This window comes from Bradyrhizobium sediminis, assembly GCF_018736105.1.
GTDB lineage: Bacteria > Pseudomonadota > Alphaproteobacteria > Rhizobiales > Xanthobacteraceae > Bradyrhizobium.
Map to the genome: position 1 here is coordinate 360,022 of NZ_CP076135.1, position 21,676 is coordinate 381,697.

Here is a 21,676-nt window from a genome sequence, read left to right on the forward strand (position 1 = left end):
GGAATCCGGAACCGAAAGGACCGGGCCGACGCAGTGATTCTTTCTCGCAATCCAGCGGGGCGGTCACTGGGCGGAAGTAGGGCGGCATTATGATTCCGCTAACGATCCCGTGACGGTCGATTCCGGCCGGAAAAGGTTCCGTTGCGCGCGAATCCCGGCAGCGCCGCCATCGCCTCTTGCAGCCGCCCGCAGTTGGCGCGATCATGTCGGCCGGATGACAGGAGGCGCTCCCATGAGTTCAATATCGGAGGAAGCCGACCCAAGCGAAATTCGCGCAGCGGCGCGCGGTGCCGCTGCGAGCCCGTTGCCGGGCCTGGTGACGTTCAATCGTGTGGAACTCAACCGTATCCTGAACCTGTACGGGCGCATGGTCGCCGACGGCGAATGGCGCGACTACGCCATCGACTTTCTCAAAGACCGCGCGGTGTTCTCGGTGTTCCGCCGCGCTTCGGAAGTGCCGATCTATCGCATCGAAAAGGATCCGCGACTGGCGCGCAAGCAGGGGATCTACAGCGTGATCTCGGCGAGCGGGCTGATCCTGCGTCGCGGCCACGAACTCGACCGCGTACTGCTGGTGATCGACCGCAAGCTGGCGGTGGTTTAGGCGGCTCCGGCCCTCATCCTGAGGAGCGGCCTCTTGGCCGCGTCTCGAAGGATGAGAGATGCGGGCTCTCATGGTTCGAGACGCGCGAAGACGCGCTCCTCACCATGAGGAATTTCCTTCCATCCGGGCTACGGACCTCCAATGCTTCGCGTCAGCCGGCCGGCAGCGTCGTGCCGCCGGCGCCGAGCGCGCGCTGCATCATCACGGTGTCGAGCCAGCGGCCGAATTTGAAGCCGACGTCGGGATGGGTCCCGATCATCTGGAATCCGCACTTGGTGTGCACGCCGATCGATCCGGCATTGGCGGAATCGCCGATCACCGCGATCATCTGCCGGTAGCCGCGGGCCTCGCATTCGGCGATCAGCCGCTGCAGCAATTTCAGGCCGACCCCGCGCCGATGGATCGCGGGCTGCAGATAGACCGAATTCTCCACCGTGAAGCGGTAGGCTGGACGCGGCCGGTAGGCGCCGGCATAGGCGTATCCGACCACCCGGCCCTCGAGGGCGGCGACGAAATAGGGAAAGCCGCCCTCCATCAGCACGTTGAAGCGCCGCGTCATCTCGTCGAGATCCGGCGGGATCAGCTCAAAGGTCGCGGTGCCGTAGCGGACCGCGTGCTCGTAAATTTCGGTGATGGCGGGGAGGTCGGCCGCGGCGGCGGGCCGGATTTCAAGAGTCTGCATGGCCAGAGATTATTTTTGCCTGCAGCAAAAGAAAAGCCCCGGCCGCAGGGCCGGGGTCGAATTCGTTCGCTCAGGCCGGCGATCAGTCGCGCTGGCCGAGCAGCTGCAGCAGCAGCGTGAACAGGTTGATGAAGTTCAGGTAGAGCGACAGCGCCCCGGTAATGGCCGCACGCTCCGCCACTTCGCCGCCCGCCGAGGCATAGCCGTAGATGTACTCGTTCTTCAGCCGCTGGGTATCCCAGGCGGTGAGGCCCGCGAACACCAGCACGCCGACCACCGACACCACGAACTGCAGCATCGAGCTGGCGAGGAACAGGTTGACCAGGCTCGCGATGATGATGCCGAACAGGCCCATGATCAGGAACGAGCCCATGCCGGTCATGTCACGCTTGGTGGTGTAGCCGTAGAGGCTCAGCGCGCCGAAGGTGGCCGCGGTGATGAAGAACACCCGCACGATCGAGGTGTGGGTATACACCAAAAAGATCGACGACAGCGAAATGCCCATCAGCGCCGAGAATACCCAGAACAGCATCTGGGCGGTCGCGGGCCGCAGCCGTTCGATGCCGGCCGAGATCACGAACACCATGGCGAGCGGCGCCAGGATGAACAGCCATTTCAGCGGACTGACATACATCGCGTAGCCGAACGGCGTCAGGAAGGCGTTGCCGAACTTGGCCGCGGCGCCTGCCTGGTCGGTTGTCACCGCCGCCATGTAGACGCCGAGCGCGGCCAGGCCGGTAATGGCCAGCCCGATCGACATGTAGTTGTAGATGCGCAGCATGTAGGAGCGCAGACCGGCGTCGACGGTCGCAGCGTCAATGCGCCCGGCGGCCCGGCCGAAAGGAGAAGCGTAGTTGCGGTCTAGGTCCGACATGGTCGAATTCCCGTTGGTTGGCCCGGCGGAACGCAAAGGGTTTGCGGCGCCGGTTGGAAACTATCCCAGATAGCGCGGCTCGCTGACATTAATTTCGTGTCATCAAGCCTGCGTCTGGCTCAGGCTGGTATGTGGGAAGCTAACACATTCATCGCAAGCTTCGATGCGCGGCTGAATGTCGCTCCGCGGTATAAATTCGGCCAAATCACCCGTTAACCCTGCGGCCAGTCGCCGCTGCAAATTGTCATAAATTCCGCAGCACGGTGGCCGGCTTCTGGTTCAGGGCCAGCAAGGTGCCGGCGAGCCCCAGTCCCACCGTCACCACCAGCGCCGCCGCCACCACGCCCGCGGCGCTGCCGGCCTGCCAGATGAAGCTCAGCGTCATCAACCGGGTCACGATCAGCCAGGCCGCGACGGAACCGGCGATCACCCCGAAAACGGCGGTCGCCAGCCCGATCAGCAGATATTCCAGCGCGTAGGCGCCGAGCAGCCGCACCCTCGTGGCGCCCAGGGTCTTGAGAATGACGGCGTCGTAGACCCGGTGGCGATGGCCGGCGGCGAGCGCGCCGCCCAGCACCAGAATGGCCGAGATCAGCGTCACCGCGCTGGCGCCGCGGATCGCCAGCACCAGGTTGGTTACGACCGTGCCGATGGTCTCCAGCGCCTCGCGGACCCGGACGCTGGTCACCATCGGGAAGGCGTCGGCCACCGATTTGACGATCCTGGCGTCGCCGGCCGAGTCCGGGTGGGTCTCGGTCAGGGTCGCGACATGGGTATGCGGCGCGCCCCTGAAGGCGTTGGGTGAGAACACCAGCACGAAATTGATGCCGAGGCCCTGCCAATCCACGGTGCGCATATTGCCGATCCTGGCCGGGATGTCGCGGCCGAGCACGTTGACGACGATCTCGTCGCCGATCTTGAGCCTCAATCCGTCGGCGATCTTCTTCTCGATCGAGACCAGCGGCGGGCCGTCGTAATTGGCGCCCCACCATGCGCCCTCGACCACCTTGGAGCCCTTGGGGAGTTCGCCGGTATAGGTCAGGCCGCGGTCGCTCTGCAGCACCCATTCGGTGTCGCTCGAGGGCTTGAGGTCTTCCGCCTTGACGCCGCGGGCGGCGGCGATGCGGCCGCGCAGCATCGGCACGTCCTCGACGGTGGATTGCGGCGCGGTCTCTTTCAGGAAGGCGCCGAAGCGGCCGGCCTCGTTGGTCGGAATATCGATGAAATAGAACGACGGCGCGCGCTCGGGCAGCGCCGCCAGGAATTGCCGCCGCAGATTGCCGTCGATCTGGGTGATGGTGACCAGCACCGCCAGGCCCAGCCCGAGCGACATCACCACCGACGGCGTCAGCGCGCCGGGCCGGTAGATGTTCGCGATCGCCAGCCGCAACATGGTGATGCGGCTGCGCGGCAGGCGGCGGGCCAGCGCCATCAATCCGGCGGCGATGCCGCGCAGCAGCGCGAACACCAGGACCGAGGAGGCGACGAACACGGTGGCGACGCGCTTGTCGTAGGCAAGCCCGATCGCCACCCCGACCAATAGCGCGATCACCACCGCCATCAGCGCCAGATAGCGCCAGCGCGGCCGATGCCACTCGCTGGTGACCGCCTCGCGGAACAGCGCTGCGACAGGCACGTCATGGACCCGGCCGAGCGGCCACAGCCCGAAGGCGAGCGCGGTCAGGAGCCCATAGACGAGCGACAGCGCCAGTTCATCCGGATGCAGCGCCGGCACCACCGGCAGCGGCAGCAGCTTGCCGAACACGCCGACGATGACGAACGGCAGCGCAGCGCCTGCGGCAAGGCCGATCGCCGAGCCGATGGTGGCGAGCACGACCACCTGCGTCAGATAGATGGTGAATACGTCGCGGCCGGTGGCGCCCAGCGCCTTGAACGCGGCGATGACGTCGCGCCTTCGATCGATATGGCTCTTGACGGCGTTGGCGACGCCGACGCCGCCGACCAGCAGGGCGGCGAGGCCGACCAGCGTCAAAAACTGGGTGAAGCGGTTGATGGTGCGCTCGAGCTGCGGCGAGGCGTTGCCGCGGCTGCGGATCTCCCAGCCGGCCTCCGGCAGCGTGCTTCGCGCATCGTTGGCGAGCGCGGTCGCGGCGCGATCGTCCGCGGCATTGTCAGGCAGCCTGACCCGGTAGATCCAGCGCACCAGGCTGCCGGGCTGCAACAACTCGGTGGCGCGCAGGCCGGTTTCGCTGACCAGGAAACGCGGGCCGAGGCCGACGCCGCCGGCGAGCTTGTCGGGTTCCGCGCCGACCACGCTGCGGATCTGGAAGGTCGCGCTGCCGATGCCGATGCGGTCGCCGACCTTGAGGTCGAGCCGCGCCAGCAAGGTCGAATCGGCGGCGGCGCCGAATGCGCCGTCACGCTCTGCCAGCAGATCCGTCATCGGCATTTTGGGATCGAGCGTCAGTTCGCCGAGCATCGGGTAATTGCGGTCCACCGCCTTCATCTCGACCAGTGCGAGGCGGCCGTCGCCGCTGCGCGCCATGCCGCGCAATGTCGCCGCAACGGATACTTCGCCGCGCGAGCGCAGAAACGCGACTTCCTCCGGCTTGGCTTCGCGCTGGATCAGGGAGAAAGCGACATCGCCGCCGAGCAGCGTGCGGCCTTCGCGCGCCAGTCCCTCGCCGAGGCTCGCCGCCACCGAGCCGACGCCGGCAATCGCCATCACGCCGAGCGCGATGCAGGCGATGAAAACGTAGAAGCCGCGCAGGCCGCTGCGCAGTTCGCGGAGCGCGTAGCGCAGCGCCAGCGATGCGGCGCGGCTGCCGGAGGCGGGTTCGGCGGCCATGCTCATGAAGCGGCTTCGCGATCCGCCGGCTGGGTTTCGATGCGGCCCGAACGCAGCCGCACCACGCGGTCGCAGCGATGCGCCAGCGAGGTGTCGTGGGTGACCAGCACCAGGGTCATGCCGCGCTCGGCATGTTTGGTGAACAGGAGATCGACGATCTGCCTGCCGGTGGCCTCATCGAGGTTGCCGGTCGGCTCGTCCGCCACCAGGATCGCGGGGTCCGGCGCCAGCGCGCGGGCGAGCGCCACGCGCTGCTGTTCGCCGCCGGACAATTGCGTGGGATAATGATGCAGCCGGTCGCCGAGGCCGACCGACGCCAGCTCCTCGGCCGCGCGCCGCGCCGCATCGGGATTGCCGGCGAGTTCCAGCGGCACCGCGACATTCTCCAGCGCCGTCATGGTCGGGATCAGATGAAACGACTGGAACACGATGCCGACCTGGCGGCCGCGAAAGCGGGCCAGCGCGTCCTCGTCGAGGGCATTGAACGGAGTGCCGTTGACCACCACCTCTCCGCTGTCAGGACGCTCCAATCCCGCCATCACCATCAGCAGGGTGGATTTTCCCGAGCCGGACGGTCCGATCAGGCCGATCGCTTCACCCGGCGCCACGCGCAGGCTGATATCCTTCAGGATATGGACGCGGGCCGCGCCGGCGCCGAGCGAGAGATTGACGTTCGAGATGGCAATGGTGTCCGGCTCGAAGCCGGCCAGTGAAGAGGGTTCGATGAGACTGTCCATGGTCCGGTCATATGGCACTTCCTTGAGCGAGGTCGAGGGGGCGGCGCGGATGTTCGCGCACATGCTCGTGTTGGGCCTGGTCCTGCTGGTGCCCGGGGTGGCCCTGGCCCAGACCACCGCGGCCCGGGAGAGCAAGCCGGTCAAGATGGTCGTATTGGGCGATTCGCTGAGCGCCGGCCTTGGCCTGTCGGCTTCCGCCGCGTTCCCGGCCCGCCTGCAAAAAGCTCTGGAGTCCAAGGGGATAGTGGTCGACATGATCAATGCCGGGGTGTCCGGCGACACCAGTTCGGGGGGCCGCGACCGGCTCGACTGGTCGGTGCCGCAGGGAACCGATGCCGTGATCGTCGAGCTCGGCGCCAATGACGCCTTGCGCGGCACCGACCCCAAGGTCACCCGGTCGGCGCTTTCGGATATTCTGACCCGCCTGAAGGCGCGCAGGATCGCGGTCCTGCTGTGCGGGATGGTGGCACCGCCGAATTACGGGGTCGACTACTCGGCCCGCTTCAACGCGATCTATCCCGATATCGCCAGGGAGTTCGGCGTGCCGCTTTATCCGTTCTTCCTGGAGGGCGTTGCCGCGGACGCCAGACTCAACCAGGCCGATGGGCTGCATCCGACCGCGGAGGGGATCGATGTCATCGTCAAGAACATCCTGCCTGCGGTGGAGGCATTTCTCGGCGCGGTCTCCGGGCAACGCAGTTGAAAAACAGGCAGCGATAACCCTTGAACACCGTGTTTTCCCGGATCCGCGCGCCGGATGCTTCGCAGAGTCACATAAGTCGGGTAGAAATTAGTAATCGGTGATTCGTCGCCGGGTTTCAGCATCGGGAGTCATGCGATGCCGCGTTTGTTTACTGGACTGGAAATTCCGGCCGAGATCGGCCAGACGCTTTCCAGCCTGCGAGGCGGCCTTCCGGGCGCCCGCTGGATCGACCCCGAAAATTATCACGTCACCTTGCGCTTCATCGGCGATATCGATGGCGTCGCGGCCAACGAGATCGCCTCCCTGCTGGTTCGGATCAACCGCAAGCCGTTCGAAGTAGCGCTGCAGGGCCTGTCGAGTTTCGGCGGCAAGAAGCCGCGCGCGGTGGTCGCCTCCGTGGTGCCGAGCCGGCCGCTGATCGAACTGCAGGCGGAACTGGAACGGCTGATGCAGCGCATCGGGCTCGATCCCGAAGGCCGCAAATTCACACCGCATGTGACGCTGGCGCGGCTGCGCGATGCCTCCAACCAGGATGTCGCGGATTATCTCTCGGTGCGCGGCTATTTCCCGACCAAGGTATTCACGGCTTCGCGCTTCGTGCTGTTCTCGTCGCGCGCTTCCACCGGCGGCGGGCCCTATGTGGTTGAGGATTCCTACGCGCTGAGCGCGTGAGTTCTTCACCTCGCCCCGCTTGCGATGATCCGGGTGAGGGGGAGCCGCCGCGTAACATATCGATCGAATTTGCGGCGCCAGCCCCTCACCCCAGCCCTCTCCCCATAAGAACGGTGAGAGGGAGAAGAGAGCGCATACCCCTCACACCATTTCACGGCTTGCAATTTTCCTCCGGCTGGGGCCGTTAGCGGGCCATGCTGTCTCCGCCCTACGCCTCGTTCCGCGCCCATTACCAGAGCCTGCTGTCCTCGGGCGCGATCGAGCCCGACGCCGCGCAGGCGGACGCTGCCGATGCATTGGCGGACCTCGAACAGCGGCTGACCGGCTACAAGCCGCTGCGCAAGCAGGGCCTCCTGGGCCGGCTGTTCGCCGACAAGGACGGGCCGCCGCGCGGCCTCTATGTTCACGGCGAAGTCGGGCGCGGCAAGACCATGCTGATGGATCTGTTTTTCCAGCAGAGCCCGGTCGTGCACAAGCGCCGCGCGCACTTCCACGAATTCATGGCCGAGGTGCATGAGCGGATCTACGGCTACCGCCAGAATATCGCGCGCGGCGAGATCGCCGATGCCGACGTGATCGGGCTCACCGCGGCGTCGATCTTCGACGAGGCCTGGCTTTTGTGCTTCGACGAATTCCATGTCACCGACATCGCCGACGCGATGATCCTGGGCCGGCTGTTCTCGAAACTGTTCGAGCTCGGCACCGTCGTGGTCGCGACCTCCAATGTCGCGCCACCCGATCTCTACAAGGGCGGCCTGAACCGGGCGCTGTTCCTGCCCTTCATCACGCAGATCTCGGCGCATATGGACGTGATGCGGCTCGACGCGCGCACCGACTTCCGGCTGGAAAAACTCGCCGGCGTGAAGATGTGGCGGGTGCCGCCCGATCTTGCCGCCGATGCCGCGCTCGACGAAGCCTGGGCGAAGATGACAGGCAACGCGCCCTGCAAGCCGCGCGACATTTCGATCAAGGGCCGCATCCTGCATGTGCCGTGTTCGGCGCATGGCGTGGCGCGGTTTTCGTTTCCGGATATCTGCGAAAAGCCGCTCGCCGCTTCCGACTATCTGCGGCTCGCGCACGACTATCACACCCTCATGATCGACCGCATTCCGGTGATGGATTACGCCGACCGCAACGCCGCCAAGCGGTTCATCACGCTGATCGACACGCTCTATGACAACGCGGTGAAGCTGATGGCCTCGGCTGAGGCCGATCCGCTGTCGCTGTATGTTGCGACCGAGGGCCACGAGGCCAACGAGTTCAAGCGGACGTCGTCGCGGCTGATCGAGATGAGCTCCGAATCCTATCTGGCGCTGCCCCACGGCCACAAGGATTCCGCGGCGAGCGGGTCCAGCACCGGATTGGTGGAGACGTAGCGGCGACGCTGGCATACTTGGCTGAAATCGAGGCAGGGCCGATAATTGGGCATAGGTTGACTTGAACGGGCCCCGCGAAAGGGATAACCAGCCGTCCAGCTTCCTCTCACCCTCCTCCTTGACCTCTGAAGGACAGATTTCCCATGGCGCGCGACAAGATTGCTTTGATTGGCTCCGGTCAGATCGGCGGAACGTTGGCTCATCTCATCGGCCTGAAAGAGCTCGGCGACGTCGTGATGTTCGACATCGCCGAGGGCGTGCCGCAGGGCAAATCGCTCGATATCGCGCAATCCTCCCCGGTCGACGGCTTCGACGCGCATTTCACCGGCGCCAATTCCTATGAGGCGCTCGACAACGCCAAGGTCTGCATCGTCACCGCCGGCGTGCCGCGCAAGCCCGGCATGAGCCGCGACGATCTGCTGAGCATCAATCTCAAGGTGATGGAGCAGGTCGGCGCCGGCATCAAGAAATACGCCCCCGACGCCTTCGTCATCTGCATCACCAACCCGCTCGACGCCATGGTGTGGGCGCTGCAGAAGGCCTCCGGCATGCCGCACAAGAAGGTGGTGGGCATGGCGGGCGTACTGGATTCCTCGCGCTTCCGCTATTTCCTGGCCGACGAATTCAACGTCTCCGTCGAGGACGTCACCGCCTTCGTGCTCGGCGGCCACGGCGACACCATGGTGCCGCTGGTGCGATATTCCACGGTAGCCGGCATTCCGCTGCCCGATCTCGTCAAGATGGGCTGGACCTCGCAGGCGCGGATCGACGAGATCGTCGACCGTACCCGCAACGGCGGCGCCGAGATCGTCAACCTCCTGAAGACCGGTTCGGCGTTCTATGCGCCGGCCGCTTCCGCGGTCGCGATGGCCGAGAGCTACCTCAGGGACAAGAAGCGCGTGCTGCCCTGCGCCGCCTATCTCAACGGCGAATACGGCGTGAAGGACATGTATGTCGGCGTGCCCGTCGTCATTGGATCGAAGGGCGTCGAGCGTATTGTCGAGATCGAACTCGCCGGCAAGGACCGCGAGGCCTTCGACAAGTCGGTCGGTGCGGTGCAGGGTCTGGTCGACGCCTGCAAGAAGATCGCGCCCGACCTGCTCGGGCGTTGATCGGCTTCATTAAATCCGCCGGAGATCGAGCCGATCTTCGGCGGGCCAATTTCCGGCGCGGTTAGTATTGCAGTCGCTGTGGTATATGGTATACCAGCCGGCAAAACCGGTGTGGGATTCCAAATTCACCGCATGAGGGTTCGGGGAACGTCCAGATGAATATCCATGAATACCAGGCCAAGGCGTTGCTGCGGGAGTTCGGCGTGGCGGTGCCGCGCGGGGTCGCCATTCTCAAGGCGTCCGACGCCGATCTCGCCACCGATGAACTCGGCGGACCGGTCTGGGTGGTGAAGAGCCAGATCCATGCCGGCGGCCGCGGCAAGGGCAAGTTCAAGGAAGCCTCCGCCGGCGACAAGGGCGGCGTCCGCGTCACCAAATCGTCCTCCGAGGTCAATCAATTCGTCAAGCAGATGCTCGGCGCCACTCTGGTCACCGAGCAGACCGGGCCGGCCGGCAAGCAGGTCAACCGGCTCTACATCGAGGAAGGCTCGGAGATCGACAAGGAGTTCTATCTCTCGATCCTGGTCGACCGCGAAAGCTCCGAAGTCTCGTTCGTGGTTTCCACCGAAGGCGGCGTCAATATCGAGGAAGTCGCCCACAAGACGCCGGAGAAGATCGTGACCTTCTCGGTCGATCCCGCCACCGGCATCATGGGCCATCACGGCCGCACCGTCGCGAAAGCGCTGGGGCTATCGGGCGATCTCGCCAAGCAGGCGGGAAAGCTGGTGGCGCAGCTCTATGCCGCCTTCGTCGCCAAGGACATGGCGATGCTGGAAATCAATCCGCTGGTCGTCACCAAGCATGGCGATCTGCGCGTGCTCGACGCCAAGGTGTCGTTCGACGACAACGCGCTGTACCGCCATCCCGATGTGGTGGCGTTGCGCGACGAGACCGAGGAAGACGCCAAGGAAATCGAGGCGTCGAAATACGATCTCAACTACATCACGCTGGACGGCACCATCGGCTGCATGGTCAACGGCGCCGGCCTTGCGATGGCGACCATGGACATCATCAAGCTCTACGGCCTGGCGCCGGCGAACTTCCTCGATGTCGGCGGCGGCGCCGACAAGAACAAGGTCACTGCGGCGTTCAAGATCATCACCGCCGATCCCAATGTGAAGGGCATCCTGATCAACATTTTCGGCGGCATCATGAAATGCGACATCATCGCCGAAGGCGTGGTGGCCGCGGTGAAGGAAGTCGGCCTGAAGGTGCCGCTGGTGGTGCGGCTGGAAGGCACCAATGTCGAAGCCGGCAAGAAGATCATCGCTGATGCCGGGCTCAACGTGGTGGCCGGCGACAATCTCGACGATTCCGCGCAGAAGATTGTCAAGGCCGTAAAGGGAGCCTGATCCGATGCCCCGGGACCATCTCGCCGCACCGACGCCGCTGGAGGAGCATCGCAAGCTCGCCGCGTTCGCGGGCGAGTGGAGCGGGGAGGAGATGGTGTTTCCGTCGCGCTGGAACGAAGGCGGCCCCGCCACCTCGCATGTCACGGCCCGCATCGATCTCAACGGCTTCTATCTGATCCAGGACACCAGGCAGACCCGCGACGGCAAGGAAAGCTTCGCTACCCATGGCGTCTTCACCTACGACCGCGAGGACCGGCTCTACAAATTGTTCTGGCACGATTCGCTCGGCTATTACCCGCCGTCGCCGGCCTCCGGCGGCTGGACCGGCAAGACCCTGATCCTGGTGCGCGGCTCGCTGCGCGGCAATGCGCGCCATGTTTACGAGATCATCGACGACAACAGCTACACCATGAAGATCCAGTTCTCGCCCGACGCCGAAGGATGGGCCGACGTCCTCACCGGCGTGTACCGCCGCATTCACTGATCCCTGCCGCTCTTCCGCGAAAGCAATCCCAACCATGTCCATCCTGATCGACAAGAACACCAAAGTCATTTGCCAGGGTTTCACCGGCAAGAACGGCACATTCCATTCCGAGGCCGCGATAGCCTACGGCACCCAGATGGTCGGCGGCACCTCGCCGGGCAAAGGCGGCTCGAAGCACCTCAATCTGCCTGTGTTCGATACCGTGAGGGAAGCACGCGAAAAGACCGGCGCGAACGCCAGCGTGATCTACGTGCCGCCGCCGGGTGCGGCGGACGCGATCTGCGAAGCCATCGATGCGGAAATTCCGCTGATCGTCTGCATCACCGAAGGCATTCCGGTGCTCGACATGGTCCGGGTGAAGCGCTCGCTGTCGGGTTCGAAGTCGCGGCTCATCGGCCCCAATTGTCCGGGCGTGATGACCGCGGGCGAATGCAAGATCGGCATCATGCCGGCCAATATCTTCACGCCCGGCAATGTCGGCATCGTCTCGCGCTCGGGCACGCTGACCTATGAGGCGGTATTCCAGACCAGCCAGGAAGGCCTCGGCCAGACCACCGCGGTCGGCATCGGCGGCGACCCGGTCAAGGGCACCGAATTCATCGACATGCTGGAAATGTTCCTGGCCGATCCCAAGACCACCTCGATCGTGATGATCGGCGAAATCGGCGGTTCGGCCGAAGAGGACGCCGCCCAGTTCATCAAGGACGAGGCCAAGCGCGGCCGCAAGAAGCCGATGGTCGGCTTCATCGCCGGCGTCACCGCCCCTCCCGGCCGCCGCATGGGCCATGCCGGCGCGATCATTTCCGGCGGCAAGGGCGACGCCGGTTCCAAGACCGCGGCGATGGAATCCGCCGGAATCACGGTCTCGCCATCCCCGGCGCGGCTCGGAAAGACCCTTCTCGAAAAATTGAAATCTTAATTCAATTCTTGGTTCTTTTCGGGGCGAACATTCGCCTCAAATAGGGTAAAAGACGTCCTATGACGCTGATCCGGTGTCCGGATCGGCCGTTGCGCCGTATTCCATGCGCTATCGAAATTACCCAGGACGCCAGTTATGTCTCGCCAGGACGCGAACGCCGCCTTTGCCCTCTCCTCATTTTTGCAGGGCACCAATGCTCCCTACATCGATGATCTCTACGCCCGCTACGAGAAAGACCCGTCTTCGGTCGATGCCGATTGGCAGGCGTTCTTCAAGAGCCTGAAGGACGCGCCGGCCGACGCGCGGAAGAACGCCGAAGGGCCTTCCTGGGGACGGGACAACTGGCCGCTGACGCCGCGCGACGACCTGACCTCGGCGCTCGACGGCAACTGGGCGGAAGTCGAAAAGGCCGTCGGCACCAAGCTCACAGCCAAGGCACAGGCGCAACCCAAGGGAAGCGAGCTGACGGCGGCCGACATTCATCAGGCGACGCGCGATTCGGTGCGCGCGCTGATGCTGATTCGCGCCTACCGCATGCGCGGCCATTTCCACGCCAAGCTCGACCCGCTCGGGATCGAGCCGCTGCGCGATCACGAGGAACTCGATCCGCGTTCCTATGGCTTCACGGAAGCCGATCTCGACCGCAAGATCTTCCTCGATCACGTGCTCGGCCTCGAATACGGAACCCTGCGCGAGATCGTCGCGATCTGCGACCGCACCTATTGCCACACGGTCGGCGTCGAATTCATGCACATCACCAACCCCGCGCAGAAGGCCTGGATTCAGGAGCGCATCGAGGGTCCGGACAAGGAAATCAGTTTCACCCGCGAGGGCCGGCGCGCCATCCTGATGAAGCTGATCGAGGCCGAGGGTTTCGAGAAATTCTGCGACCTCAAATTCACCGGCACCAAGCGGTTCGGCCTCGACGGCGGTGAATCGCTGATCCCCGCGCTGGAACAGATCATCAAGCGCGGCGGCAATCTCGGCGTGAAGGAAATCGTGCTCGGCATGCCGCATCGCGGCCGCCTCAACGTGCTGACCCAGGTGATGGGCAAGCCGCATCGCGCCCTGTTCCACGAGTTCAAGGGCGGCTCGGCCAATCCCGACGCGGTCGAGGGCTCCGGCGACGTCAAATACCACCTCGGCGCCTCGTCGGACCGCGAGTTCGACAACAACAAGATCCATTTGTCGCTGACTGCGAATCCTTCGCATCTCGAGATCGTCGATCCGGTGGTGCTCGGCAAGGTGCGCGCCAAGCAGGACCAGCATGGCGATCCGCCGGACATGCGCATTTCGGTGCTGCCGCTTCTGATGCATGGCGACGCCGCGTTCGCCGGCCAGGGCGTGGTCGCGGAATGTTTCGGGCTGTCCGACCTCAAGGGCTACCGCACCGGCGGCTCGATTCATTTCATCGTCAACAACCAGATCGGCTTCACCACCTATCCGCGCTATTCGCGCTCCTCGCCCTATCCGTCCGACGTGGCGAAAATGATCGACGCGCCGATCTTCCATGTGAACGGCGACGATCCGGAAGCCGTGGTGTTCGCGGCCAAGGTCGCCGTCGAATTCCGGCAGAAGTTCCACAAGCCGGTCGTCATCGACATGTTCTGCTACCGCCGGCATGGCCATAACGAGGGCGACGAGCCGGCGTTCACCCAGCCGGTGATGTACCGGAAGATCGCGGCGCATCCGTCGACGCTGGCAATCTATTCCAAGCGGCTGGTCGCCGAAGGCGTGATGACCGAGGGCGAAATCGAGAAGGCCAAGGCCGACTGGCGGGCGCGGCTCGATGCCGAACTCGAGGCCGGCTCCGGCTACAAGCCGAACAAGGCCGACTGGCTGGACGGCAAATGGGCCGGCTTCAAGTCCGCCGATCAGGAAGAAGATCCGCGCCGCGGCGTCACCGGCGTCGATGTCGCGGTGCTCCGGGACATCGGCCGCAGGATCACCAAGGTGCCGGACGGCTTCCGGGTCCACCGCACCATCCAGCGCTTTCTGGAAAATCGCGAGAAAGCCATCGACAGCGGCGCCGGCATCGACTGGGCGACCGGCGAGGCGCTGGCGTTCTGCACGCTGCTGGAGGAAGGCCATCACGTCCGGCTGTCCGGCCAGGACTCGGAACGCGGCACCTTCTCGCAACGGCATTCGGTGCTGATCGATCAGGAGGACGAGAGCCGCTATACGCCGTTCAATCATCTCGGCGTCGATCAGGGCCATTACGAAGTCATCAACTCGCTGCTGTCGGAAGAGGCGGTGCTCGGCTTCGAGTACGGCTATTCGCTGGCGGAGCCGAAGGCGCTGGCGATCTGGGAAGCGCAGTTCGGCGATTTCGCCAACGGCGCGCAGGTGCTGTTCGACCAGTTCATCTCCTCGGGCGAGCGCAAATGGCTGCGCATGTCCGGCCTCGTCTGCATGCTGCCGCATGGCTATGAGGGGCAGGGACCGGAGCATTCCTCCGCCCGGCTCGAGCGCTTCCTGCAGATGTGCGCCGAAGACAACATGCAGGTGGTCTATGCCACCACGCCCGCCAATTTCTTCCACGTGCTGCGCCGTCAGCTGCATCGCGAGATCCGCAAGCCGCTGATCCTGATGACGCCGAAGTCGCTGCTGCGGCACAAGCGCGCGGTTTCGCGGCTCGACGAAATGGGCGCGGGCACCACGTTCCACCGCATCCTCTATGATGACGCGGTGATGCTGCCGGACGAGAAGATCAAGCTGGTGCCGGACGACAAGATCCGCCGCGTCGTGCTGTGCTCGGGCAAGGTCTATTACGACCTCTACGAGGAGCGCGAAAAGCGCGGCATCGACGACGTCTACCTGATGCGGGTCGAGCAGCTCTATCCGGTGCCGCTGAAGGCGCTGGTGCAGGAACTCGGGCGCTTCAAGAGCGCCGAACTGGTCTGGTGCCAGGAAGAGCCGCGCAACATGGGCGCGTGGCATTTCATCGAGCCCTATCTCGAATGGGTACTGAACCAGATCCACGCCCCGCACAAGCGTCCGCGTTACGCCGGACGTGCCGCGGCCGCGGCGACCGCCACCGGTTTGATGTCGAAGCATCTGGCGCAGCTCAAGGCTTTCCTGGACGAGGCGCTGAACTAGCATTTACCCACTTTGTCGTGCCCGCGCCTGTCGCGGGCATCCACGTCTAACTTTTGAAAACCGATTAAGGCGTCGATGGCCGGGACGCAGACAAATATACGCAGTCTGCGAAAATGCAGACTACTACGCCCGGCCATGACGCAAGAGGAAAACCAACGATGACTGAAATTCGCGTTCCGACACTCGGCGAGTCCGTGACCGAGGCCACCATCGGCCGCTGGTTCAAGAAGTCCGGTGATGCCGTGGCGGTCGATGAGCCCCTGGTCGAGCTCGAGACCGACAAGGTCACGATCGAGGTTCCGGCGCCGTCCGCCGGCACCCTCGGCGACATCATCGCCAAGGATGGCGAAACCGTTGCGGTTGGCGCCTTGCTCGGCCAGATCAATAACGGGGCCGCCGGCGCTGCCGCCAAGCCGGCTGCTGCACCCGCCAAGGCCGCCGCGCCCGCCGCTGCCGCGCCAAAGGCGCCGCCGTCGGATGTGCCGCTGGCGCCGTCCGTGCGCAAGATTTCCGCCGAGAGCGGCATCGACGCCGCCACCGTCCCCGGCTCCGGCAAGGACGGCCGGGTGACCAAAGGCGACATGCTGGCTGCGATCGAGAAGGCGGCCTCGGCGCCGACGCCGGTCAATCAGCCCGCAGCCTCGGTGCAGGTGCGCAGCCCCTCGCCCGCCGACGATGCCGCGCGCGAAGAGCGCGTGAAGATGACGCGGCTGCGCCAGACCATCGCCCGCCGCCTCAAGGACGTGCAGAACACGGCTGCGATGCTGACGACCTTCAACGAGGTCGACATGACCAACATCATGGCGATGCGGGCCCAGTACAAGGACGTGTTCGAGAAGAAGCACGGCAGCAAGCTGGGCTTCATGGGCTTCTTCACCAAGGCCTGCGTGCAGGCGTTGAAGGATATTCCGGCCGTCAATGCCGAGATCGACGGCACCGATCTGATCTACAAGAACTACTATCACATCGGCGTTGCGGTCGGCACCGACAAGGGGCTGGTGGTGCCGGTGTTGCGCGACTGCGACCACAAGTCGATCGCCGACATTGAAAAAGGCATCGCCGATTTCGGGCGTCGCGCCCGCGACGGCCAGCTCAAGATCGACGAGATGCAGGGCGGCACCTTCACCATCACCAACGGCGGCATCTACGGTTCGCTGATGTCGACGCCGATCCTGAACGCGCCGCAGTCCGGCATCCTCGGCATGCACAAGATCCAGGAGCGTCCGATGGCGATCGGCGGCAAGGTCGAGATCCGCCCGATGATGTATCTGGCGCTGTCCTACGACCACCGCGTGATCGACGGCAAGGAAGCGGTGACGTTCCTGGTGCGGGTCAAGGAAAACCTCGAGGATCCGGCGCGGCTGGTACTGGATCTGTGACGGGTTACGGCCCGCGATGTCCGGCTCCGGGCCGGCATCGCGGCGCCAGTACCAGGCCGAGGGGAAATGATGCAGCCGCTGCCGACCGAAATCGTGATGCTGGGATTGGGCGCGGTGCTGCTGCTGGCGCAGCTGTTCCTGCAGTCGATTTCCTCCACCGTGGAGATGGGCGGCGACTACAAGGCCGGCCCGCGCGACGAGCCGAGGGTGGTGCAGGGGATATTCGCAGGACGCGCCGATCGCGCCTTCCGCAATCTGCTGGAGACGTTTCCGATCTTTGCGGCATTGGCGCTGTCGCTGGTCGTCACCGGACGAAACGGCGGCCTCGGAGCGCTCGGCGCGCAGGCGTGGGTCGTCACCCGCGTCCTGTACCTGCCGCTCTATTTCATCCAGATTCCGTATGCACGCAGCCTGGTCTGGCTGGTCTCGGTGCTGGCCCTGGCGGCGATGCTGGTGCGGCTGTTTCAATAGAGGCGTTTGACTGTGGGGGGTGAATCTTGACGGACAGGGTTGTGATCGTCACCGGCGGCAGCCGCGGCATCGGCCGCGCCACCGCGATTGCGGCCGCCGCGCGCGGCTTCCGTGTCGTGGTCGGCTATGCCAGCAATGAAACCGCGGCGCGCCACGTCGTCGCCGCCATCGAGGGCAAGAACGGCAAGGCGATCGCGGTGAAATGCGACGTCGGCAGCGAGAGCGACATCCTCGCGATGTTCAAGGCGGCGGATGGCTTCGGCACGCTGGGCGCGCTGGTCAACAATGCCGGCATCGTCGGGACCACGTCGCGGGTGGACGAGATGTCCGCCGAGCGCATCCAGCGCATGATGGCGGTCAACGTCACCGGCAGCATCCTGTGCGCGCGCGAGGCGGTGAAGCGGATGTCGACCCGCCACGGCGGCAAGGGCGGCGTCATCGTCAACCTGTCGTCGGTGGCCGCAAAGCTCGGCTCGCCCAACACCTATGTCGATTACGCGGCGTCCAAGGGCGCGATCGATTCCTTCACCATCGGCCTCGGCCACGAGGTCGCCGGCGAGGGCATTCGCGTCGCCGCGATCCGGCCCGGACTGATCGACACCGAAATTCACGCCAGCGGCGGCGAGCCCGACCGCGCCCACCGGCTTGCGAATGCGGTGCCGATGAAGCGCGTCGGCACCGCGGACGAAATCGCCAGCGCCATCGTCTGGCTGATGTCGGATGAAGCGTCCTACGTGACCAGCGCCATTCTTGACGTATCGGGCGGGCGCTAACACCCGTCACACCATCCAGCTACAGGATTTCTATCATGGCCTCTTACGATCTCGTTATCATCGGCACCGGACCCGGCGGATATGTCTGCGCGGTGCGCGCGGCGCAGCTCGGCATGAAGGTCGCCGTGGTCGAGAAGAACGCAACCCTCGGCGGCACCTGCCTCAATGTCGGCTGCATGCCGTCGAAGGCGCTGCTGCACGCCTCCGAAATGTTCGAGGAGGCCGGGCACTCCTTCGCGAAGATGGGCGTCAGCGTCTCCGCGCCGAAGCTCGATCTGCCCGCGATGATGAATTTCAAGCAGCAGGGCATCGACGGCAACGTCAAGGGCGTCGAGTTCCTGATGAAGAAGAACAAGATCGACGTCATCCACGGCAAGGGCAAGGTGCTCGGCGCCGGCAAGGTCGAAGTCACCGGCGGCGACGGCAAGGCGCAGCTGGTCGAGACCAAAAACATCGTGATCGCCACCGGCTCCGATATTGCGCGGCTGAAGGGCATCGAGATCGACGAGAAGCGCATCGTGTCGTCGACCGGCGCGCTGTCGCTCGACAAGGTGCCCGGCAAGCTCCTGATCGTCGGCGCCGGAGTGATCGGGCTCGAGCTCGGCTCGGTATGGCACCGGCTCGGCGCCGAGGTCACCGTAGTGGAATTCCTCGACCGCATCCTGCCCGGCATCGACGGCGAGATCGCCAAGCAATTCCAGCGCATGCTCGAAAAGCAGGGCTTTGCATTCAAGCTCGGCGCCAAGGTCACCGGCGTCGACACCTCGGGCAAGACGTTGTCGGCCAGCGTCGAGCCGGCCGCAGGTGGTGCTGCAGAAAAGCTGGAAGCCGACGTGGTGCTGGTCTGTATCGGACGCGTTCCCTACACCGATGGCCTCGGCCTCAAGGAAGCCGGCGTCGCGCTCGACGATCGCGGCCGCGTGCAGATCGATGCGCATTTCGCGACCAGCGTGAAGGGCGTCTACGCGATCGGCGACGTCGTCGCCGGTCCGATGCTCGCGCACAAGGCCGAGGACGAAGGTGTTGCCTGCGCCGAAATTCTTGCCGGTCAGGCCGGGCATGTGAACTACGACGTTATCCCAGGCGTAGTGTATACCACGCCGGAAGTGTCCACCGTCGGCAAGACCGAGGAAGAGCTGAAGCAGGCCGGCGTGGCTTATACATCAGGCAAATTCCCGTTCACCGCCAATGGCCGTTCCAAGGTCAACCAGACCACTGACGGATTTGTGAAGATTCTCGCAGATGCGAAAACCGATCGGGTGCTCGGCGTGCACATTATCGGCCGTGAGGCTGGCGAAATGATCCATGAAGCGGCAGTATTGATGGAGTTCGGCGGTTCCGCCGAGGATCTGGCGCGCACCTGTCATGCCCATCCGACCCGATCGGAAGCCATCAAGGAAGCCGCGCTTGCGGTTGGCAAGCGCGCGATCCATATGTGATCGACGCGCCCGTCCGGGCGGGAACAAAACTCATGATGCACCGCCTGCTACAGCCGCTCTGGGTTCTGCTTGCGATCATCTTTTTGATCGAGGCTTGGCTGTGGGATCATCTCGAGCCGGTCGTGGCCTGGGTGGTCGAGCGGATTCCGCTGCGCGAATTCAAGCATTGGCTCGCCGAGCGGATCGACACGCTGTCGCCGGCGATGACGCTGATCGTGTTCATCGTGCCGGTGATTCCGCTGTTTCCGCTGAAGCTGTTCGGCCTCTGGCTGCTGACCCATGAATACTGGCTCAGCGCGATCACCACCATCGTATTCGCGAAATTCGTCGGCGTCGGCGTCACCGCCTTCATCTTCGATGTGACGCGGCCGAAACTGCTCGAGATGGAGTGGTTCGAAAAGCTCTATGAACTGGTGCTGACGCTGCGGGCGAAAGCCGCCGCACTGGTCGATCCGATCAAGCGGCGGATCAGGGAAATCCTGCGTGGCGACGGCGACGGCTGGTCGTCGCGGACGCTGCGGCTGATCCAGCGCTTTCGCAAGAGCGTGCACGAGGCACGCTGAGTTCGTCCCCCGCTACATCAGATGCACGGCATGCGGCGCGAACAGGCCGATCGCCGTGAAGGCGAGTCCGGCGATCGCCAGCAAGCCCGATACCCATGCCAGCGCGATCATGCCGGTGATGATGGTCGCCGACGCCAGCACGATGCCGATCTGAAACGCCGCCGAGGCGACCTCGTAATGATGGTATCGCGCCATCGCCAGGTCGCGATCGTGCTCGGCATGCTTGGCGCGTTCGGCCAGTTGCTCGGAGCCTTCGCCGGTGTCCGGCTCCGAGCGGTAGCGCGCCGCGGTCTTCTTCCAGGCTTCGATCTGCTTCTGCAGCGCCGCCTTGGCGGCGTCGTCGCCCATGACGCCGAGGCTCAACCTGGCCTGATCCGATGTCGCCTCGACCACGGTGCGGCGGATGCTCTTGGCCTGGAAGAACGCCCAGAGATTGGAGGCCTCGACGTTCTTGCTGATGGACAGGGTCTGGGCGCCCTTGCCCAGCGTCTCCGACAGCGCCAGGAACAGCGCGATCACCGCGATCAGCAATGCGATGTTCTTGTTGGAGCCGGATGCGTGCTCGGCGTGCTCCGCGTGCTCCATGCTTTCATGTGCGCCCATGATTCTCTCCCCGGTGTGGACCGCATCCACGATTGACCGAACATTACCTTCTGCGCAAGAGGCAGGCGGATGTGACGGGAGTGTGTCAGGCTCGATCGGACGCGTTCAGGCGCGGGGATGCGCGGTCTTGTAGACTTCCAGCAGCCGCTCGCTGTCGATCCCGGTATAGATCTGCGTGGTCGACAGCGAGGCGTGACCGAGCAATTCCTGGATCGCACGCAGATCGCCGCCGCGGCTGAGAAGATGGGTGGCGAAGGAATGGCGCAGTGCGTGCGGCGTCGCACTATCGGGCAGGCCGAGCACGCCGCGCAGCCGTTCCATGGTCAGCTGAATGATCCGCGGGCTGAGCGGCCCGCCGCGCGCGCCGACGAAGATCGGCCCCTCCGGCGGCAGCGAATGCGGGCACATCGCGACATAATCCTGAACCAGCGCCAGCACGTTCTGCAGCACCGGCACCATGCGGGTCTTGTTGCCCTTGCCGGTCACGACCAGCACGTCGCCCGCGCCGGGCAACGGCACGTCGCGGCGCTTCAGGCCCAGCGCCTCGGAGATGCGCAGGCCCGAACCGTACAAGAGCGCCATCACCGCGGCGTCGCGCGCCCAGATCCAGGGGTCGCGGGTCTCGCCGGCGCGTTCGTCGGCGTCGGCAAGACGCCTGGCCGCCGCCATCTGGATCGGTTTCGGCAGGCTCTTGCCGATCTTGGGTGCGCGGATCGCGGAGAGGGCGCCGACCTTGCCGACAGACTCGCGTTCGAGGAAGCGGCCGAACGAGCGCAGGCCCGCCAGCGCCCGCATCAGCGAGCGGCCGCCGATATCGTCGGCGCGGCGCATTGCCAAGAAGGCCCTGACGTCGCTGGCCTCGAGCGCCGCAAATCGCGCCAGCGTCACGCGCGCGCCCCAGTGCTCGCTGAGAAAGACCAGGCACTGGCGGACATCGCGGCAATAGGCTTCCAGCGTCTTCGGCGACAGCCGGCGTTCGGCGCGCAGGTGCGACAGCCAGCGCGTCATCTGCAGCGCGATGTCGC

20 protein-coding genes are annotated in these 21,676 nt (G+C 64.9%); 14 read left to right on the forward strand and 6 right to left on the reverse strand.

Annotated elements, in window-relative coordinates:
• Window positions 1-232: 232 nt before the first annotated feature.
• Entirely contained in the window at window positions 233-604 is a 372-nt protein-coding gene (locus tag KMZ68_RS01835) for a DUF2794 domain-containing protein (protein ID WP_215604472.1), read from the forward strand.
• A gap of 151 nt (window positions 605-755) precedes the next feature.
• Here the strand turns inward: KMZ68_RS01835 and KMZ68_RS01840 are convergent, their stop codons facing one another.
• From KMZ68_RS01840 to KMZ68_RS01855, 4 genes are all read right to left on the reverse strand, one after another.
• The gene (locus tag KMZ68_RS01840; RefSeq protein ID WP_215614228.1) at window positions 756-1,286 is read right to left on the reverse strand and encodes a GNAT family N-acetyltransferase; all 531 of its coding nucleotides are present in this window, start codon (window positions 1,284-1,286) and stop codon (window positions 756-758) included.
• An 82-nt stretch (window positions 1,287-1,368) separates the two neighbouring features.
• Entirely contained in the window at window positions 1,369-2,160 is a 792-nt protein-coding gene (locus KMZ68_RS01845; protein ID WP_215614229.1) for a Bax inhibitor-1/YccA family protein, read from the reverse strand.
• A gap of 244 nt (window positions 2,161-2,404) precedes the next feature.
• Complete coding sequence (locus tag KMZ68_RS01850; RefSeq protein WP_215614230.1) at window positions 2,405-4,975, reverse strand: ABC transporter permease; 2,571 nt, start codon at window positions 4,973-4,975, stop codon at window positions 2,405-2,407.
• A complete protein-coding gene (locus KMZ68_RS01855; protein WP_215614231.1) occupies window positions 4,972-5,706 on the reverse strand; it encodes an ABC transporter ATP-binding protein in 735 nt (244 codons plus the stop codon). Before KMZ68_RS01855 ends, KMZ68_RS01850 begins: the two co-directional genes overlap by 4 nt.
• Between KMZ68_RS01855 and KMZ68_RS01860 the strand changes: the two genes are divergently transcribed.
• The 13 genes from KMZ68_RS01860 to KMZ68_RS01920 all read left to right on the forward strand — a co-directional run bounded on the left by KMZ68_RS01860 (window position 5,705) and on the right by KMZ68_RS01920 (window position 20,048).
• Window positions 5,705-6,409, forward strand: coding sequence for an arylesterase (locus tag KMZ68_RS01860; protein ID WP_249779491.1), 705 nt, complete (start codon window positions 5,705-5,707; stop codon window positions 6,407-6,409). The genes KMZ68_RS01855 and KMZ68_RS01860 overlap by 2 nt on opposite strands.
• Before the next feature lie 135 nt (window positions 6,410-6,544).
• Window positions 6,545-7,081, forward strand: a complete 537-nt coding sequence (gene thpR / locus KMZ68_RS01865) for an RNA 2',3'-cyclic phosphodiesterase (protein ID WP_215614232.1) — start codon at window positions 6,545-6,547, stop codon at window positions 7,079-7,081.
• Window positions 7,082-7,275: 194 nt separating this feature from the next.
• The gene (zapE, locus tag KMZ68_RS01870; protein ID WP_215614233.1) at window positions 7,276-8,457 is read left to right on the forward strand and encodes a cell division protein ZapE; all 1,182 of its coding nucleotides are present in this window, start codon (window positions 7,276-7,278) and stop codon (window positions 8,455-8,457) included.
• A 143-nt stretch (window positions 8,458-8,600) separates the two neighbouring features.
• Complete coding sequence (gene mdh / locus KMZ68_RS01875) at window positions 8,601-9,569, forward strand: malate dehydrogenase (protein ID WP_215604480.1); 969 nt, start codon at window positions 8,601-8,603, stop codon at window positions 9,567-9,569.
• A gap of 155 nt (window positions 9,570-9,724) precedes the next feature.
• Window positions 9,725-10,921: an ADP-forming succinate--CoA ligase subunit beta gene (gene sucC, locus KMZ68_RS01880; protein ID WP_215614234.1), complete on the forward strand. Its 1,197-nt coding sequence runs from the start codon at window positions 9,725-9,727 to the stop codon at window positions 10,919-10,921.
• A gap of 4 nt (window positions 10,922-10,925) precedes the next feature.
• Window positions 10,926-11,405 (forward strand): DUF1579 family protein, encoded by a 480-nt coding sequence (locus KMZ68_RS01885; protein WP_215614235.1) that lies wholly within the window; start codon window positions 10,926-10,928, stop codon window positions 11,403-11,405.
• Between the two features lie 34 nt (window positions 11,406-11,439).
• Window positions 11,440-12,324: a succinate--CoA ligase subunit alpha gene (gene sucD, locus KMZ68_RS01890; RefSeq protein ID WP_215614236.1), complete on the forward strand. Its 885-nt coding sequence runs from the start codon at window positions 11,440-11,442 to the stop codon at window positions 12,322-12,324.
• Between the two features lie 135 nt (window positions 12,325-12,459).
• Complete coding sequence (locus tag KMZ68_RS01895; protein WP_215614237.1) at window positions 12,460-15,423, forward strand: 2-oxoglutarate dehydrogenase E1 component; 2,964 nt, start codon at window positions 12,460-12,462, stop codon at window positions 15,421-15,423.
• Between the two features lie 158 nt (window positions 15,424-15,581).
• Window positions 15,582-16,802 (forward strand): 2-oxoglutarate dehydrogenase complex dihydrolipoyllysine-residue succinyltransferase, encoded by a 1,221-nt coding sequence (odhB, locus tag KMZ68_RS01900; RefSeq protein WP_215614238.1) that lies wholly within the window; start codon window positions 15,582-15,584, stop codon window positions 16,800-16,802.
• Window positions 16,803-16,868: 66 nt separating this feature from the next.
• Window positions 16,869-17,273 (forward strand): MAPEG family protein, encoded by a 405-nt coding sequence (locus KMZ68_RS01905; protein WP_371741400.1) that lies wholly within the window; start codon window positions 16,869-16,871, stop codon window positions 17,271-17,273.
• Between the two features lie 26 nt (window positions 17,274-17,299).
• A complete protein-coding gene (locus tag KMZ68_RS01910; protein ID WP_215614239.1) occupies window positions 17,300-18,046 on the forward strand; it encodes an SDR family oxidoreductase in 747 nt (248 codons plus the stop codon).
• Window positions 18,047-18,081: 35 nt separating this feature from the next.
• Window positions 18,082-19,485, forward strand: coding sequence for a dihydrolipoyl dehydrogenase (gene lpdA / locus KMZ68_RS01915; protein ID WP_215614240.1), 1,404 nt, complete (start codon window positions 18,082-18,084; stop codon window positions 19,483-19,485).
• Window positions 19,486-19,517: 32 nt separating this feature from the next.
• A complete protein-coding gene (locus tag KMZ68_RS01920; RefSeq protein ID WP_215614241.1) occupies window positions 19,518-20,048 on the forward strand; it encodes a hypothetical protein in 531 nt (176 codons plus the stop codon).
• A 12-nt stretch (window positions 20,049-20,060) separates the two neighbouring features.
• On the opposite strand, the gene KMZ68_RS01925 is transcribed toward KMZ68_RS01920, so the two are convergent.
• Together KMZ68_RS01925 and KMZ68_RS01930 are read right to left on the reverse strand one after the other, a co-directional pair.
• A complete protein-coding gene (locus KMZ68_RS01925) occupies window positions 20,061-20,651 on the reverse strand; it encodes a DUF4337 domain-containing protein (RefSeq protein WP_215614242.1) in 591 nt (196 codons plus the stop codon).
• Between the two features lie 105 nt (window positions 20,652-20,756).
• A complete protein-coding gene (locus tag KMZ68_RS01930; RefSeq protein WP_249779676.1) occupies window positions 20,757-21,659 on the reverse strand; it encodes a tyrosine recombinase XerC in 903 nt (300 codons plus the stop codon).
• Between the last annotated feature and the right edge of the window lie 17 nt (window positions 21,660-21,676).

Excerpts from the sequence above, each read along its gene's own strand:
- KMZ68_RS01835 (WP_215604472.1), top strand. The coding sequence starts at position 233 with ATGAGTTCAATATCGGAGGAAGCCGACCCAAGCGAAATTCGCGCAGCG.
- KMZ68_RS01840 (WP_215614228.1), bottom strand. The coding sequence starts at position 1,286 with ATGCAGACTCTTGAAATCCGGCCCGCCGCCGCGGCCGACCTCCCCGCC.
- KMZ68_RS01845 (WP_215614229.1), bottom strand. The coding sequence starts at position 2,160 with ATGTCGGACCTAGACCGCAACTACGCTTCTCCTTTCGGCCGGGCCGCC.
- KMZ68_RS01850 (WP_215614230.1), bottom strand. The coding sequence starts at position 4,975 with ATGAGCATGGCCGCCGAACCCGCCTCCGGCAGCCGCGCCGCATCGCTG.
- KMZ68_RS01860 (WP_249779491.1), top strand. The coding sequence starts at position 5,705 with ATGGTCCGGTCATATGGCACTTCCTTGAGCGAGGTCGAGGGGGCGGCG.
- KMZ68_RS01855 (WP_215614231.1), bottom strand. The coding sequence starts at position 5,706 with ATGGACAGTCTCATCGAACCCTCTTCACTGGCCGGCTTCGAGCCGGAC.
- thpR (WP_215614232.1), top strand. The coding sequence starts at position 6,545 with ATGCCGCGTTTGTTTACTGGACTGGAAATTCCGGCCGAGATCGGCCAG.
- zapE (WP_215614233.1), top strand. The coding sequence starts at position 7,276 with ATGCTGTCTCCGCCCTACGCCTCGTTCCGCGCCCATTACCAGAGCCTG.
- mdh (WP_215604480.1), top strand. The coding sequence starts at position 8,601 with ATGGCGCGCGACAAGATTGCTTTGATTGGCTCCGGTCAGATCGGCGGA.
- sucC (WP_215614234.1), top strand. The coding sequence starts at position 9,725 with ATGAATATCCATGAATACCAGGCCAAGGCGTTGCTGCGGGAGTTCGGC.
- KMZ68_RS01885 (WP_215614235.1), top strand. The coding sequence starts at position 10,926 with ATGCCCCGGGACCATCTCGCCGCACCGACGCCGCTGGAGGAGCATCGC.
- sucD (WP_215614236.1), top strand. The coding sequence starts at position 11,440 with ATGTCCATCCTGATCGACAAGAACACCAAAGTCATTTGCCAGGGTTTC.
- KMZ68_RS01895 (WP_215614237.1), top strand. The coding sequence starts at position 12,460 with ATGTCTCGCCAGGACGCGAACGCCGCCTTTGCCCTCTCCTCATTTTTG.
- odhB (WP_215614238.1), top strand. The coding sequence starts at position 15,582 with ATGACTGAAATTCGCGTTCCGACACTCGGCGAGTCCGTGACCGAGGCC.
- KMZ68_RS01905 (WP_371741400.1), top strand. The coding sequence starts at position 16,869 with ATGATGCAGCCGCTGCCGACCGAAATCGTGATGCTGGGATTGGGCGCG.
- lpdA (WP_215614240.1), top strand. The coding sequence starts at position 18,082 with ATGGCCTCTTACGATCTCGTTATCATCGGCACCGGACCCGGCGGATAT.
- KMZ68_RS01920 (WP_215614241.1), top strand. The coding sequence starts at position 19,518 with ATGATGCACCGCCTGCTACAGCCGCTCTGGGTTCTGCTTGCGATCATC.
- KMZ68_RS01925 (WP_215614242.1), bottom strand. The coding sequence starts at position 20,651 with ATGGGCGCACATGAAAGCATGGAGCACGCGGAGCACGCCGAGCACGCA.
- KMZ68_RS01930 (WP_249779676.1), bottom strand. The coding sequence starts at position 21,659 with ATGACGCGCTGGCTGTCGCACCTGCGCGCCGAACGCCGGCTGTCGCCG.